Genomic DNA, 14,590 nt, shown 5'->3' on the forward strand with positions numbered 1-14,590 from the left:
ACCATTCATACAGGATCATTGACATGTGGTTTACCCGAATTAGTGTGAAGTATCCGGTTTTCACCATCATGATGATGTTCTGTTTGATGGTACTGGGACTGGCTTCCTGGCAGCGGATGGGCGTTGAAGAATTTCCTGATGTCGATTTCCCTTTTGTGGTGATCTATACCAACTATCCGGGCGCTTCTCCGGAAACGGTTGAATCGGAAATCACCAAGAAACTCGAAGATCAGATCAATACCATTTCCGGTTTGAAACAGGTGATTTCCCAGTCCAGTGAAGGCCTGTCCATCATCACCACTGAATTTAATCTGGATGTGACATCTACCACAGCAGCTCAGGACGTGCGGGATAAAATCGCTTCTGTAACTGCTGAATTTCGTGATGAGATTCAGGAGCCGATTGTAGAACGTTATGACCCGACGGCGAATGCGGTAATGTCGATCGTATTTGAATCCGACAATATGGATGTGAAAGCGCTCAGTTCCTATCTGGATCAGCGAATTGTGCCACAATTGCGTACAGTCCCGGGCGTCGGAACGGTCAACCTGCTGGGTGATGCGCAGCGCCAGATCCGGATTCAGGTGGAACCACAAAAACTACAAGCCTTTGGCATTGGTGTGGACAGTGTGATTAACACCTTAAAGGCCGAGAATATTGAAGTCCCGGGGGGGACGCTTAAATCGGGTAATTCGGAACTGGTCATTGAAATCAATTCCAAAGTACTGCATCCCCTCGCCTTCGGCGATCTGGTTATTGCCAATAAAAACGGCGTACCGATTTTCCTCAGACAAGTGGCCAATATTCAAGACAGTCAGGCAGAGCTGGAATCGGCTGCCTTTTTGAATGGCAAAACTGCAGTTGCGATTGATATTTTGCGTAGTTCAGATGCAAACGTCATTGAAGTAGTCGACAAGAGCTATGCAACTTTAGAAAGTATTGAGGCGCAGCTTCCCCAAGGCACTACTTTACAAGTAGTGGTAGATTCCTCCAAAAGTATCCGCGGCACCATTGGCGATGTAGCCCGCACCATTATTGAAGGTGCGGTACTGGCTGTGCTGATTGTCCTATTATTTTTAGGCTCTTTCCGTTCAACTGTGATTACCGGTTTGACCCTACCCATTGCACTCTTGGGTACGCTGACCTTTATCTGGGCCTTTGGCTTTAGCATCAATATGATGACTTTACTGGCGCTGTCCTTGAGTATTGGTCTGTTGATCGATGATGCAATTGTGGTGCGTGAAAATATTGTCCGGCATACCGACATGGGCAAAGATCACGTGACTGCTGCACTCGATGGCACCAAAGAAATTGGTTTAGCTGTTCTGGCCACAACACTGACCATTGTTGCCGTATTTCTGCCTGTGGCCTTTATGGGCGGAATTATTGGTCGTTTCTTCTACCAGTTCGGGGTCACGGTGAGTATGGCCGTTCTGATCTCGATGTTTGTCAGCTTTACCCTGGACCCGATGCTTTCTGCGCACTGGGCAAAAAAGAAAAAAGATCCAAATAAAAAACCAGGTCGGGTGAAACGTTTCTTTAGCTGGATCTCGAGCAAGCTGGATAACTTAAGCCATGTCTATGAAAAATTGCTGAAACTGGCACTGCGCTTCAGATTGATTACTTTATTAATTGCTATCGCTTCATTATTTGGTGCTCTGGGATTGTCCAAACTGATCGGCACCGAATTTGTACCGGTTCCGGATAAAGGTGAAATCCGGATCAAGTTTGAAACACCGGTCGATTCATCGCTTGAATATTCACAAGCCAAACTGCAGCAGGTGGATCAGATTATTCGGCAACATCCGGATGTCAAAGCCACCTATGCGGTGATTAATAGTGCAACCGACCGCGGTAAAAACCATGTCAGTTTACGGGTGACCGTGACGCCGCGTACTGAACGTGAAAAGACCCTGAATGAGCTAAATAATGAATTCCGCCAGCGTCTGCAATCGGTTGCCGGAATCAGCATTACCTCGGTGGCATCCGCCGATGAAACCGTTTCAGGCGGTCAGAAGCCGATCATGATTTCGATCAAAGGTCCTGATCTGGATGAACTGCAAAAAATTTCTGATCGCTTTATGACGGAAATGGCGAAAATTAATGGCATTGTCGATCTGGAAACTTCATTAAAAGAACCAAAGCCAACTCTTGATGTACAGATTAATCGCGTCTTGGCCAGTGATTTAGGTTTATCAGTCAATCAGATTGCCAATGTAGTGCGTCCGCTGATTGCCGGTGATGATGTCACGACCTGGCAGGATGAAAAAGGTGAAACCTATGATGTGAATCTGCGCCTGACCGAAGACCAGCGCAGCTTGCCTAGCGATTTACAGAATATGTATATCACCTCAAATAAAACCGATGCCAATAATCAACCAATTCTGGTTCCGCTTTCGAGCGTGGCCAAATTTGAAGAAAAACTCGGTGCCTCGCAGATTAATCGACGTGATCTGGCACGTGAAGTGCTAGTCGAGGCCAATACCTCAGGACGTCCTGCAGGCGACATTGGTACGGATATCAGCCGCTTGCAAGAAAATTTTGATATGCCACCGGGTTATAGTTTCGATACTCAAGGCTCCAATGCCGACATGGCAGAATCCGCAGGTTATGCCCTGACTGCGATTACCCTGTCGATTGTATTTATCTATATTGTGCTCGGTTCGCAGTTCAACAGTTTTATCCATCCTGCGGCAATTATGGCCTCACTACCATTGTCGCTGATTGGCGTATTTCTGGCCTTGTTCCTGTTTAATTCCACCATGAACCTGTTCTCGATTATCGGCATTATCATGCTGATGGGACTGGTGACCAAGAATGCGATTCTGCTGATCGACTTCATCAAGAAGGCCATGGATCGCGGCGAAGATCGTTATGATGCGATTATTGCCGCTGGTAAAACCCGTTTGCGTCCTATTCTGATGACCACCAGCGCGATGGTTATGGGCATGGTTCCACTTTCCCTAGGGCTAGGTGAAGGTGGGGAACAAAGTGCACCGATGGCGCATGCGGTGATTGGTGGGGTAATTACCTCTACCCTGCTGACCCTGGTGGTGGTGCCGGTGATCTTTACTTACCTGGATGACTTTAAGAATTTTATGCTGCGTCAGGCACGTAAAATCATGGCATAATTTAATGCAACACAATGAGGTGACATTCCCAAATGCTCACCTCATTTTTTATTGTATAATCCCTGCTTTAACGCTTAATTTTTTAGGACAGTTTCCATGCGCGCGAGTCGCTTTTTATTTGCAACGTTAAGAGAAACCCCGAACGATGCTGAGGTTATTTCCCATCAGCTGATGCTTCGTGCCGGTATGATTCGTAAGTTGGCTTCAGGTCTATACACCTGGTTGCCGATGGGCGTTCGCGTATTAAATAAAGTTGAAGCGATCGTTCGCGAAGAAATGGACAAAGTCGGTTCACTTCAAGTCTATATGCCGGTGACTCAACCTGCATCTTTATGGGAAGAATCAGGTCGTTATGTACAATACGGTCCTGAGCTTTTACGCTTCAACGACCGCCATGGCAACCCATTTGTTCTCGGTCCGACGCATGAAGAAGTGATCACTGACCTTGCACGTAACGAATTAAAAAGCTACAAGCAATTGCCTGCAAACTTTTACCAAGTACAAACCAAATTCCGTGACGAAATTCGGCCACGTTTTGGCGTAATGCGTTCACGTGAATTCATTATGAAAGATGCCTACTCTTTCCATGCCAACCAGGAATCACTGCAACAAACCTACGACGACATGTATGCAGCCTACTGCAAAATCTTCACCCGTCTTGGTTTAGATTTCCGTCCAGTACAAGCAGATACCGGTTCAATCGGTGGTTCAGGTTCTCACGAATTCCACGTACTGGCTTCAAGCGGTGAAGATGATATCGCATTTTCGACTGAATCTGACTATGCAGCCAATATTGAAATGGCAGAAGCAGTACTTGTCGGTGAACGTGCGGCACCTACACAAGAACTCAAACTGGTAGATACACCAAATCAAAAAACCATTGCAGATGTATCAGCATTCTTGGGTACGAACCCTGCTCATTCAGTAAAAGCCTTATTGGTTCAAGGGGTTGTAGCGAAAGAAGGTCAAGAGGCACCAGTCGTTGCATTATTCCTTCGTGGCGATCACGAACTGAATGAAATTAAAGCTGAAAAACATCCTTTAATTGCTGCACCTTTAACATTTGCTACTGAAGAACAACTTCAAGCACTTGGCTTAACTGCTGGCTTTGTTGGTCCTCAAGGTCTGGTCGAAAAAGGTATCACCGTCATTGTTGATCGTGCAGCATCCGTATTGTCTGATTTTGTTGCGGGTGCAAATGCAGCAGATCAACACGCAACTGGTGTAAACTGGGAACGTGATGCACAGTTCACTGAAGTTTATGACCTACGTAACGTGGCTGAAGGTGACCCATCTCCAGATGGTAAAGGTACGCTTCAAATCAAACGTGGTATCGAAGTGGGGCATATCTTCCAGTTGGGTCAAAAATACTCTGAAGCTTTAGGTTGTAAAGTCTTGGGTGAAGATGGCAAACCATTCACTGTAACAATGGGGTGTTATGGTATTGGTGTAACGCGTGTAGTAGCTTCTGCAATCGAGCAGAACTTTGATGAGAAAGGCATTATCTGGCCAACTGCCATTGCACCGTTTGAAGTTGCCATTGTGCCGATGAATGCACACAAATCTCCACGAACTATGGAAGCTGCGGAAGCACTCTATGCTGAATTACAAGCTGCAGGTTTTGACGTATTACTTGATGACCGTAACGAACGTCCGGGCGTGAAATTCTCTGATCTTGAGCTGACAGGTATTCCACACCGTATTGTAATTGGCGAAAAAGGCTTAGATGCGGGGACGTTTGAATATAAAGGCCGCCGTGATGCTGAATCAGTAAATATCTCGAAAGAAGAATTATTGGCGAAGATTGCTAAATAATTTCGCTCTCTTATAAAAAATCCCGCGTAATGCGGGATTTTTTATGGCTATAAACTAGCAGAACTTATGCCCACCAAAGCAGTTTGAAGTCACATTCTGGTTTTGTAGCAACTTATCCATTAAGGTTAAGGTTGCGGGAGTTCCACCATTGTAGTTAGTAAATTGACCGACATCAATATTTAATTTACGTACGACTGGCACATTTGCAAGCGAACCTACAGCTTCACCTACATTTACATTAATCAAATTTTCAGGACGTAACAGGAATTCTGAAATAGCTGTGGCAACTTGAGGTAATACAAATGAAATATCCACTTCATCTGTGGTTTTTAATACCCCTAGTTGGATCGGATCTTTAAAAGACATCCACCAACCTGGTTTGGCAATATCAGCTGCATCTGCTCCTTGCCAATGTACATTTTGACTTTGTAAAGATAAATAGCCGCCTGTACCATTTAAAGGAATATTATGAATCATGTTCAAAGCCTGGACAAAGGTAATGTCCATATTCAGATTATCCAGACTTGAACCGGCCCCCATTTGAAAGAAAGAATGAGTTCCCAAATTAAGAAAGTCAATTAATGGGTCGAACTCCACGTATAGTTTATCATTTGAGAAATTTGGTGTACCAATTACATCGTTTGGCAAAGTTGCGCCAGATATAGGCGCTGCCAAAGGAATCGAGGTAATACTGGAACGAATATTCGTCACAGTTGCCGACTTTAGTCGTTGTCCAGTTACAATAGTCTCAGGCATGGTAAAGTCCACCCGCATGGAAGGCACAGTAATTCCAGTATGGCCCTCAGCACCAGGCTTACTAATAAATTCACGTGTTTGCCCCAAGGCCTTTAAATTCCCTTGAATTTTTTGATCACTTGCATTACCGAAAGTTCCGGCCTTTGTTACAGACTCGCCCGTAGTCTGCGCCATTTTCATATAGCCACTAAAACTTTTGAGACCATCATTCGGATTCTCAACGTTATCAGTTCCCATGGTCAAAAGCCCGACAATTTTATCTGCACCTAAGCGAAAACCCACTACTTCTCGGGTAGAGGCACTTCCGCCATTTTTAATCGCAAATTCAATAAAAGGATTATTTATACTGGCACTAGTATTAGCCCGATCACCGGAAAAGACAGGATTCCCTTCAGCATCAAAGCTGGGATTCAATCCACTTAATGCTAAGTTGGAAATATCAATATCACAGCCTGTTCCACCGTTACTTCCACCACAACCGAGCTGTAAAGTTTTAATATTAACGTTCAACTCCATCAAAGCCTCAACGCTCAGCTTATGAAAGTTAATCCCTTGAGATGAATCATAAGCATTTTCTAGATTTAATAATGCTTGCGCATCAACTGCAGATAAAGCGTCATCATCTAAAGCTGTCATTGCAAAACTTTGCTGTGTAATCACACACATTGCCAAAGCCAGACTATTCAAAAATATTTTTTTCATTTTAACGTCCTTATATTCTTATTAACGTGGTGTGATTCCCATCGTGCTACGTATGGTTCCACCCGTCAGTGCAATACTTGCCATGTTTTGCATATTGCCATTGGTCGCCATGGCAAAATTGGTTTTAAATGGTGTTGCAATATTATTTTCATAATTGAATTTGACCTGATTATCCAAAGTCACTGTATCTGCACTAACACGAACTTTTGCTTTGACACCCAAATGACCTTCCATCCGGTTAAAGTTAATTGACGAAGTTTTTAATACCCCGGCTGAATCAATATCTTCATTGGCGATACTAAAATAGCTACCTAGATTATCTTTGTTTGCAGTTTCTTCTGCGGTAAGGGGTCTAAACTTAAAATTTGCATCAAATGACAGGAAGTTGGTATCTGGTGAATCGCTGGTCGGATCCACTCCTGGAATGATGAGGAGCTCGCCGTTTCCATCAAGTTTAAAAGCAATATTAGTCAGGACATCATCACGTTTAGAAAAATTATCATGAGGCACATAGCTTCCGCATTTAGTGACCGATGCATTGGTACAATTATATTTAGATCCTGGTAATTGACCAATCGCAAGCTCAGCTTTAGCTCCAATCAGCAGTTTATCGGCACGAATATAAATACCTTCATCTTTATAACTAATAATCCCTTCCGACTTGATCAAAGCATCGATATTCCTAAAACCAGCATAATAGTTAACAGCCTCACCATGATCGCCATTTTTACCATCAATCAATATAATCGAGGTTGTGCTTGGTAAACCGGTTTTCTTGTCAATTCCATAGCCTTCTGTAGATGCCATAATGTTATACGCAATTGCTTGCTTATTGTTTGTTCCATAAGTCGTTCCAGACAAGGCAACATTGGCATTTAAATTATAAATAGGAATACCGATTCCCCATGAACCACCATCGCCACCAATTTCCGCCAAAGAGTTATCTGATATGAAACGTGCTTTAGCAGCAATGGACTGAAAATCCATTCCACGTACGGCGATATAGGCAAAATCCTCTCCATTCGTGGTGGTACTGAGTGTCTGTTTAAGTACAGTGCTACTACTACCTAAAGTCTTTTGCATATTTTCATTGATTATGAAATCGAGACTTTTTGCAGTAATAGTATTTATATATATATTTCCAAAGTCGATATAAGCATTTTTACCGTGTAAAGCACCGGCAGCATTACGTGTAGTCAAGGGTCTGAGCTTGGAGAATTGCACAGCATGGCTTCCCTTACCGGTATGACCAATCTCAAGTGTTGTAGGTGCCATAGTTGCTGGAAGCCCGGTACTATTAGTACCTGTAAAATCTGCAGACAAGCCTAGATTCAACCCACCTTCTCCGACCAGGCCACTGTAACCTGTTGCAGCTTTGTCCTGACGTTCTAGTACACCATTCACCTTGTTACTAACATCAAAAGTACCTATCTGGGTTTGATCTGCACTCATGGATAATCTTGCGTTAGTGACTGCACCCGAAGCTCCTAAACGCATAATATTTTTGCGTTCATTATTTGGCGTATTATAACGCAGGTCAATATTAACCCCTGGATTGGTCGGATTAACCCGGCCAGCCGCGATATCAGTAATATCTTCAGCACGCTTTAGATCCACATAATGATCTTGACTGCCATTTCGTGTGGTGAGTACCACGCCTTCATCCGGGTCAATGTACATATATCCTTGACCCGCGAAGTTAAAGTTAAAGTCATTCAAAATCAGACTATTTTCGCCTAATTTATGACTAATCGTGGCATTTTTAAGTTGAAAATCGATACTGGCAATTGAATCTTTATTAAATAGACCTGCACTGGTTTGTAATAGCACACTAAGCGGTGTAGAGGTACTAATCCCTAATCCACCCAAAGTTTGATTAGATTGAGTACCCGTAGTCCGAATACTATTCGCAGATTGACTACATGGATTGGTCGTACAGGCGATCTTTACCAATTTTAAATCTGCAGTGGCTTGAAAGGGTGAAACACTTGCAGCTAGCCGAAGTCCTGCCCCTTGTGAAGTGGCACCTACATCTATTTCAAGTTGACTAATGATTGGTTTATTATCTTTTCCAATAATCTCAACATTATGTAGACCTAAGCCCATTTTAGTATTGGCAGTTGGATTTGGATCATACCAATTGGCTTGAGCAATACTGGCTTTAGAGATTTCATGAGTAATCACCATACCATCTTGTCCAGTGACTTCACTCAATTCCTGCTCTTCAATAGTTTCAAGTGCATAACCTTGTTGTATAAGACACATGCATACCGTTAGCAATTTCAACTTTATTGTTGTTTTTTTCATTTTTATATCCTTATGCTGTATTTGACGTTGTTACTAACAACGACTTTGTGCCCCACCTGTACAGTTATAACCAAATATTTTCAAATTGCCTGACATATGCAGATTTCCATGAATGTTCAACCCCATAAATCCTTTTTCAGCACCTTGATCAAACGAAGGAACATCTTGGGGCGCGGTTGTATAAGTTCCATCGGCATTATAGGTACGCCCTGTATACGTACTATAAACACCTGTATTGGCATAACCTTCCAAGGCGCCAGCACCTGTACCCGTTTCAATGGAAACTGTATTAAAGCCTAAATTACGGATCTTTAAAGGCTGGTGATCATAAAAGGTAATTTGCATCGCCGTTTGTGGTTCATTACGATGATTAATGATGGTTGTACCATCAATTGAAAACTTATCAATCTGAATCGTGCCTTGAATGCCTTTAAAGACTAACCACTTTTTATTTCCATTGGCATCGACATGGTTATTCGGCACTATTGCCAGACGGCAAAATTGTTTTGTTGCTCCACAAGCGGTGGGATCTAGAACATAAAATACTTCGAGCGGGTTGCCACTTCCATCAAGCCGAGAAATTTTATCTTTACTTAAATCTGTCGCATAAATATGGTTTAAAGATAAAGTCCAGTTAAGATCTGCTCCGCCTTGCCCCACGGTATTGGTTAATGCTTGCTGATCAAGGGCTTCCAATCCGGCAAAACTGGTCATAGAGGTACATAATAATGCACAGAGTGTTACTAATTTGGACATTCTTATACTTCCTTATAGACCAGTTGTTCTAATTTTCAGATGCTGAATCAGGACCCCATCAATGACAGCAGATCCAAAATTCTTACTTATACCATCAGTATTTTTAAATACGATTCCTGTTGAATTCACACCATCCTTGGCGCGCAGCATATTTGTCCCTGAGATACGTTCTGTAGTCCCTATTGAGATGCTACTGTGAGTCGCATTACGCCCTTGATAAAGTGCGGTGGTATCTGATGCATTATTTTTAATCGGTGTACCACAACTATAGACATTACAGGTCGAACCCTTTAAATCTGTTGTACCCAATCCGCCCCCATAATTTTGATAAATTTGATTATAAATAGCAGGAATATTGGGAATACGTGTCACTTCTAAAATAATATTATTGCCTTCTGAACCGACAACGAAAGGCTGGTACATATTACCAAGCACCAAGTTAATATTTGGACTATAGAGATATAAACCCTCAGAATCATGAAATATAGGAGCATCACTTCCATTCAAGGCCGGGGTTGGAACATTACCATCAAGTGCATCTGTTTTTGCTGCGGTACTGAGACGAATACCTTTACTGTTAAGATTACTATCGCTACTGCTTAGAGTTTCTGGTCGATCATTGGTATTCAGACGAACAATACTCGCCATACCCAATGTTTGGCTGTAATTCTTATTGTCAGATTCTAAGGTTTGAAATAACCGAACTTGCGAGCCATTAAAACTCAGACCATTGGCAACAAATTGGGTTCTTAATCGGTAATCCGTATCAAGTCCTGATATTGGCCCACCTGTTATAGGATCTACAGCATTCGAGGAGTTAAGCTCACGTGCAAAAATATCACTCCAGAAGCCCAGCTTGATATTATTATCACTTTCAACCCCTGCGATTGGACTTAATGGGGCCTCCAAAGCAATATAGCCTACATCTTTAGCAGCGTCCTTAAACTGTTTGACGTTTTCAGTTCCTGCCCGAAATAACCAGGGATTATCTGCTGATCCCCAGCTGAAACCCTGATTACTGTATCGTGTGCTTAAAGAACCATCACTTTTCGATAATGCCAGACCATAAATAAATACATCGGCTTTAGTTCTTAAAGTGCTCACAGAGCTTTTAGCAGCTTCAGTTTTAGCAGCCTGATCTGCTCTAGCAATGATTTCAGCCATAGCAGCACTATCTGCATCCTTCATTATTCCGGCTAAAGCAGCTTCCAATTTTTTATCGTAGTCTGCTTTAATTAGTGCAAGAATTCTTGCATCTACAATCGCTCCAATAATATTTTGTCTATCAACAGTCGTACTCCATTCAGTTGAAGGAATTGATTTCGTCGCATCCTTACCATAAAGAAGGTCAATCATTTCCAATGTATTTGTTTTGGCCTTATTATCTAAACCAATTAGATTCCCCGGTGAGTGATCAAACATTGTTGTGCCATCATCGACTAGACTATATTGAATTAAAGCGGGTTTACCGGCTCCATTATAATAATCATCACGACGTTGGTCATAATAGGCTTTCATAAAGTCTGTATTATAATAATAATCGACTAATTCTTGCTTAAATGCGTCTCGGTTTGTTTGTGTATCATGAGTATTCTTAATCGTATTATAGTTATTATTATAAAAATCAGTTTTTAAGGTACCAAAGGCTTGCTGATACTCAGTTGCATAATTCTGCGTTCTTTCAACATGAAAAGTATTATCATATGTAGATTTATAAACTTTGTCGTATACACGCTGCCCAAGTTGGTTGTAATTTTCACCAGTCGGAATGATACGAATAAATCCTGTATCCGCCTGCCCCGGATTTGCAATCTCTCTGGCGTAACTGGAACCTGCAGAAAGATCTTTAGGACCTTGAAACACCATTTTAAAATCATCAAGGACGAGCGCAACACCCTCACCTGTGGTGTCAGAAAGAGAAGAATCTGATAATTCCTGCATCGCATGTGCAGAAGGCAACAGGCTGAAACCGATTGTCATCGCCAAATAACTTTTGCGAAATTTAAATATATCTTTTATCTGAGTCATCTCACTCTTTCCTTTTTATTCGATGCTCCGCACCTTATGCTTCAGCTTCCCAGCCGCCAATCTTTGATTTTTTATAATGCATTGCATCTTTTTTATGGTTATGCGGAATCCATTATGCTGATTTTTAATACAGATGCCAAAGCCAATTAGGCGAAAAATAGCAGTTTCCGATGAATGAAAATCTCAAAAAAATAAACGGGACATAAAGTCCCGTCATTCAATATTTTAAAACAATTAGGTCTTCGGCAAAGTAACGCCTGTCTGACCTTGATATTTACCACCACGATCTTTATACGAGGTTTCACAGACTTCATCAGATTCAAAAAACAGCATCTGCGCTACACCTTCACCTGCATAAATACGCGCAGGAAGATTAGTAGTATTTGAAAACTCTAAAGTGACGTGTCCTTCCCACTCTGGCTCAAGCGGAGTCACGTTGACAATGATGCCACAACGCGCATAAGTAGACTTACCCAAGCACACGGTCAAGACATTACGTGGAATGCGGAAATATTCGATGGTACGCGCCAAAGCAAACGAGTTAGGCGGAATGATACAAACATCCGACTCGATATCAATAAAGCTGCGTTCATCAAAGTTCTTCGGATCGACAATTGCAGAATGCACATTGGTGAATACTTTAAATTCACGTGCACAACGCACGTCATAACCATAGCTGGATACGCCATACGAAATCAGCTTTTGACCATTTTCATCCAAACGTACCTGGTTTTCTGCATACGGTTCAATCATGCCGTGTTTTTCGCTCATTTCGCGAATCCAACGATCAGACTTAATTGCCATTGATATAATCCAAAAATCTTAAGAACAAGTTATTGCGACGTACTTTAACTGAAATTGACACTAATGAAAATAAGTGAAAGGCTTAGAGCTAAAGTTGCCAAAAAATTGCTGATTGAGATCAGCTTATAAACTTAAAAGTGCAGAATAGCTTAAAGGAATGGAAAAGCTCATTAATACCAGCGAAGCCGTTTTCTGCAGGTTTTTCTGATTGAGCCAGCGACTGTTTTTTCTGGCCAGGATTGAACCCAGAAAAGTCCAGAAGAATGCAATCGGGATCAACAGAAGCAAGAAAACCAGCATATGAGTCACATAATGTTGGCCGCTTTTCCAGACAATGACAGGAAAGATCGCTGAGGCAAATAAAAGTGCTTTAGGATTAAGCAAGGTTGCCAAAAATAATTCTCGTGCGCGAATCGAGACATTTTCAAGATTTTCGCTTATTTCTGCAGTCCGCCATAATTTCACAGCGAGAAATAGAATATAGCCAGCACTAAAAAGTTTGAGAATGGTCGGTAAAAGCGGAAGATGAACGGAAATTTTTCCGATCAGAATGCCCCATAAGCTAATGGCAATCAGATAACCAAAGGCTTCCGCAGGAATTAAACGAAATGTTTTTTTAAATCCGACCTGAATGCCTGAAGATGCCAATAAGGTATTGGTTGGGCCTGGTGTTAAAAGAATGGTTGCCACTAAACCAATAAAAAACCATGAAATCATAGTTTGACCTCGCTCTAATCCGAGTAGCATAGAAGAATTCGGTCAGTGCTGCAAAAAAATAATTGTAAGAGAACATATAACCTAAAATTTAAATTTATTTATTTTAATTAATTCAAATGTTTATATAAGCTTTCAGGATAAACACCCGATAGTCATTTCAGTCAATTTCGATCATTTAAATCGAGCTAATTTTAAAAATAAGAAATAAGAAGCCCTAGCTTTTAGCTAAGGCTTAAATATCTGAATTGTCTATAGAATTAAAAAATTCGACTATGGTCTTTCTCTGCTTTAGGTAACTGCGCTGCAATTTTCTCTGCAATCAGCATATAGCTTTCTGCAGCAGCATCTCCCGCGATCACTGACGGCGTTCCAGCATCGGCATTTTCACGAATTTTAGCATCCAAAGGTAAACGACCCAATAATGGGACTTGATATTGCTCAGACAGTTTATCGCCACCGCCTGTACCAAAAATCTGTTCCTCAAAACCACAATTTGAGCAGATATGGGTCGACATGTTTTCAATCACGCCCATGATCGGAATCTGCACGCGGTTAAACAATTCAATGCCTTTGGTCGCATCCAGCAAGGCCACGTTTTGTGGCGTTGTCACAATTACTGCGCCCGTTACCGGAATACGCTGCGCGAGAGTTAACTGGATATCACCTGTGCCAGGTGGCATATCAATCATCAGCACATCAAGGTCTGGCCATAGGGTCTGATTGAATAACTGCATTAATGCACCCGTGGCTTTTGGACCACGCCAGGCGACTGGAGTATTGTGATCTCCAGTTAAATGGCCAATTGATAATACCGCCATCCCATAGGCTTCGATAGGGACAAACTGCTCTGCTTCGATCATTGGCGTTTTGCCGGCATTGCCGAGCATAGTCGGAATACTTGGGCCGTAAATATCGGCATCTAGTACGCCTACGCGCAGGCCTAATTTCTGTAGAGCCAAAGCCAGATTTACAGTCGTGGTCGATTTACCTACGCCACCTTTACCAGATGACACCAGAATCACATTTTGAATCCTTGGGTGTTTTGGAACATCACGCTGTTGCGGCGCAGCTTTTTGAATAGGTGGATTATTTGGATCAGCTTCTTCTGTTTTTGCAGGCTGTGCCGACGCATCAACCACAGGGGGAAGATTGGGTTTTGCTTCCGCTTTAGGCTCGCTTGAACAGTTTTCACCTTCAGCATGGTTATGCCCGCAACCCCCTTCTTTCTTATGTCCAGTTTTCTGCTGAATCACATGCATATTCAGTTCTTTAATACCACATTTTTGCAAAGCTTCCGCCAGTTCATCATGAATCTGTTGCAGCTGCGCTTTTTCTTCTGGATAGGTATTCAAAGTGATTTGCAGAATCTCACCCTGTACATTGACCTGCGTAATACGATCTTTCAAGGTATTGCTGGAATTTGGCAAGATATAGTTTTGCAGTACGTTTTGCACAGCTTCTTCGTTCACCTCCTTGGAAGGCGAAAAAACCGATTTAAGCGAAGAAAGCCAAGACATAGGTTACTCCAAAAATGTAGATCGACATCTGAATCGCTTAGTTTAACGGGGTTTTAG

At 42.2% G+C, this 14,590-nt stretch carries 9 protein-coding genes; 2 read left to right on the forward strand and 7 right to left on the reverse strand.

The features are described from left to right. The first annotated feature begins 23 nt into the window (after positions 1-23). Complete coding sequence (locus Q9R24_RS03870; RefSeq protein WP_311203758.1) at positions 24-3,131, forward strand: efflux RND transporter permease subunit; 3,108 nt, start codon at positions 24-26, stop codon at positions 3,129-3,131. A 96-nt stretch (positions 3,132-3,227) separates the two neighbouring features. Beyond that, positions 3,228-4,946: a proline--tRNA ligase gene (locus tag Q9R24_RS03875; RefSeq protein ID WP_311203759.1), complete on the forward strand. Its 1,719-nt coding sequence runs from the start codon at positions 3,228-3,230 to the stop codon at positions 4,944-4,946. 54 nt (positions 4,947-5,000) lie between these two features. Here Q9R24_RS03875 and Q9R24_RS03880 read toward each other — a convergent pair whose 3' ends face one another. From Q9R24_RS03880 to apbC, 7 genes are all read right to left on the reverse strand, one after another. Next, entirely contained in the window at positions 5,001-6,404 is a 1,404-nt protein-coding gene (locus Q9R24_RS03880) for a hypothetical protein (protein WP_004645847.1), read from the reverse strand. 21 nt (positions 6,405-6,425) lie between these two features. Beyond that, entirely contained in the window at positions 6,426-8,711 is a 2,286-nt protein-coding gene (locus Q9R24_RS03885) for a hypothetical protein (RefSeq protein ID WP_311203760.1), read from the reverse strand. A 33-nt stretch (positions 8,712-8,744) separates the two neighbouring features. Continuing rightward, the gene (locus tag Q9R24_RS03890) at positions 8,745-9,467 is read right to left on the reverse strand and encodes a hypothetical protein (RefSeq protein WP_311203761.1); all 723 of its coding nucleotides are present in this window, start codon (positions 9,465-9,467) and stop codon (positions 8,745-8,747) included. 12 nt (positions 9,468-9,479) lie between these two features. Further along, positions 9,480-11,495, reverse strand: coding sequence for a hypothetical protein (locus Q9R24_RS03895; protein ID WP_311203762.1), 2,016 nt, complete (start codon positions 11,493-11,495; stop codon positions 9,480-9,482). Between the two features lie 234 nt (positions 11,496-11,729). Continuing rightward, positions 11,730-12,299, reverse strand: coding sequence for a dCTP deaminase (gene dcd, locus Q9R24_RS03900; RefSeq protein ID WP_004280726.1), 570 nt, complete (start codon positions 12,297-12,299; stop codon positions 11,730-11,732). A gap of 123 nt (positions 12,300-12,422) precedes the next feature. Further along, positions 12,423-13,016 (reverse strand): LysE family translocator, encoded by a 594-nt coding sequence (locus Q9R24_RS03905; protein ID WP_004732019.1) that lies wholly within the window; start codon positions 13,014-13,016, stop codon positions 12,423-12,425. A 257-nt stretch (positions 13,017-13,273) separates the two neighbouring features. After that, entirely contained in the window at positions 13,274-14,533 is a 1,260-nt protein-coding gene (apbC, locus tag Q9R24_RS03910) for an iron-sulfur cluster carrier protein ApbC (protein ID WP_311203763.1), read from the reverse strand. Positions 14,534-14,590 lie beyond the last annotated feature (57 nt).

Origin of the sequence: Acinetobacter sp. RRD8 (genome assembly GCF_031844225.1) — a bacterium.
Lineage (GTDB): Bacteria > Pseudomonadota > Gammaproteobacteria > Pseudomonadales > Moraxellaceae > Acinetobacter.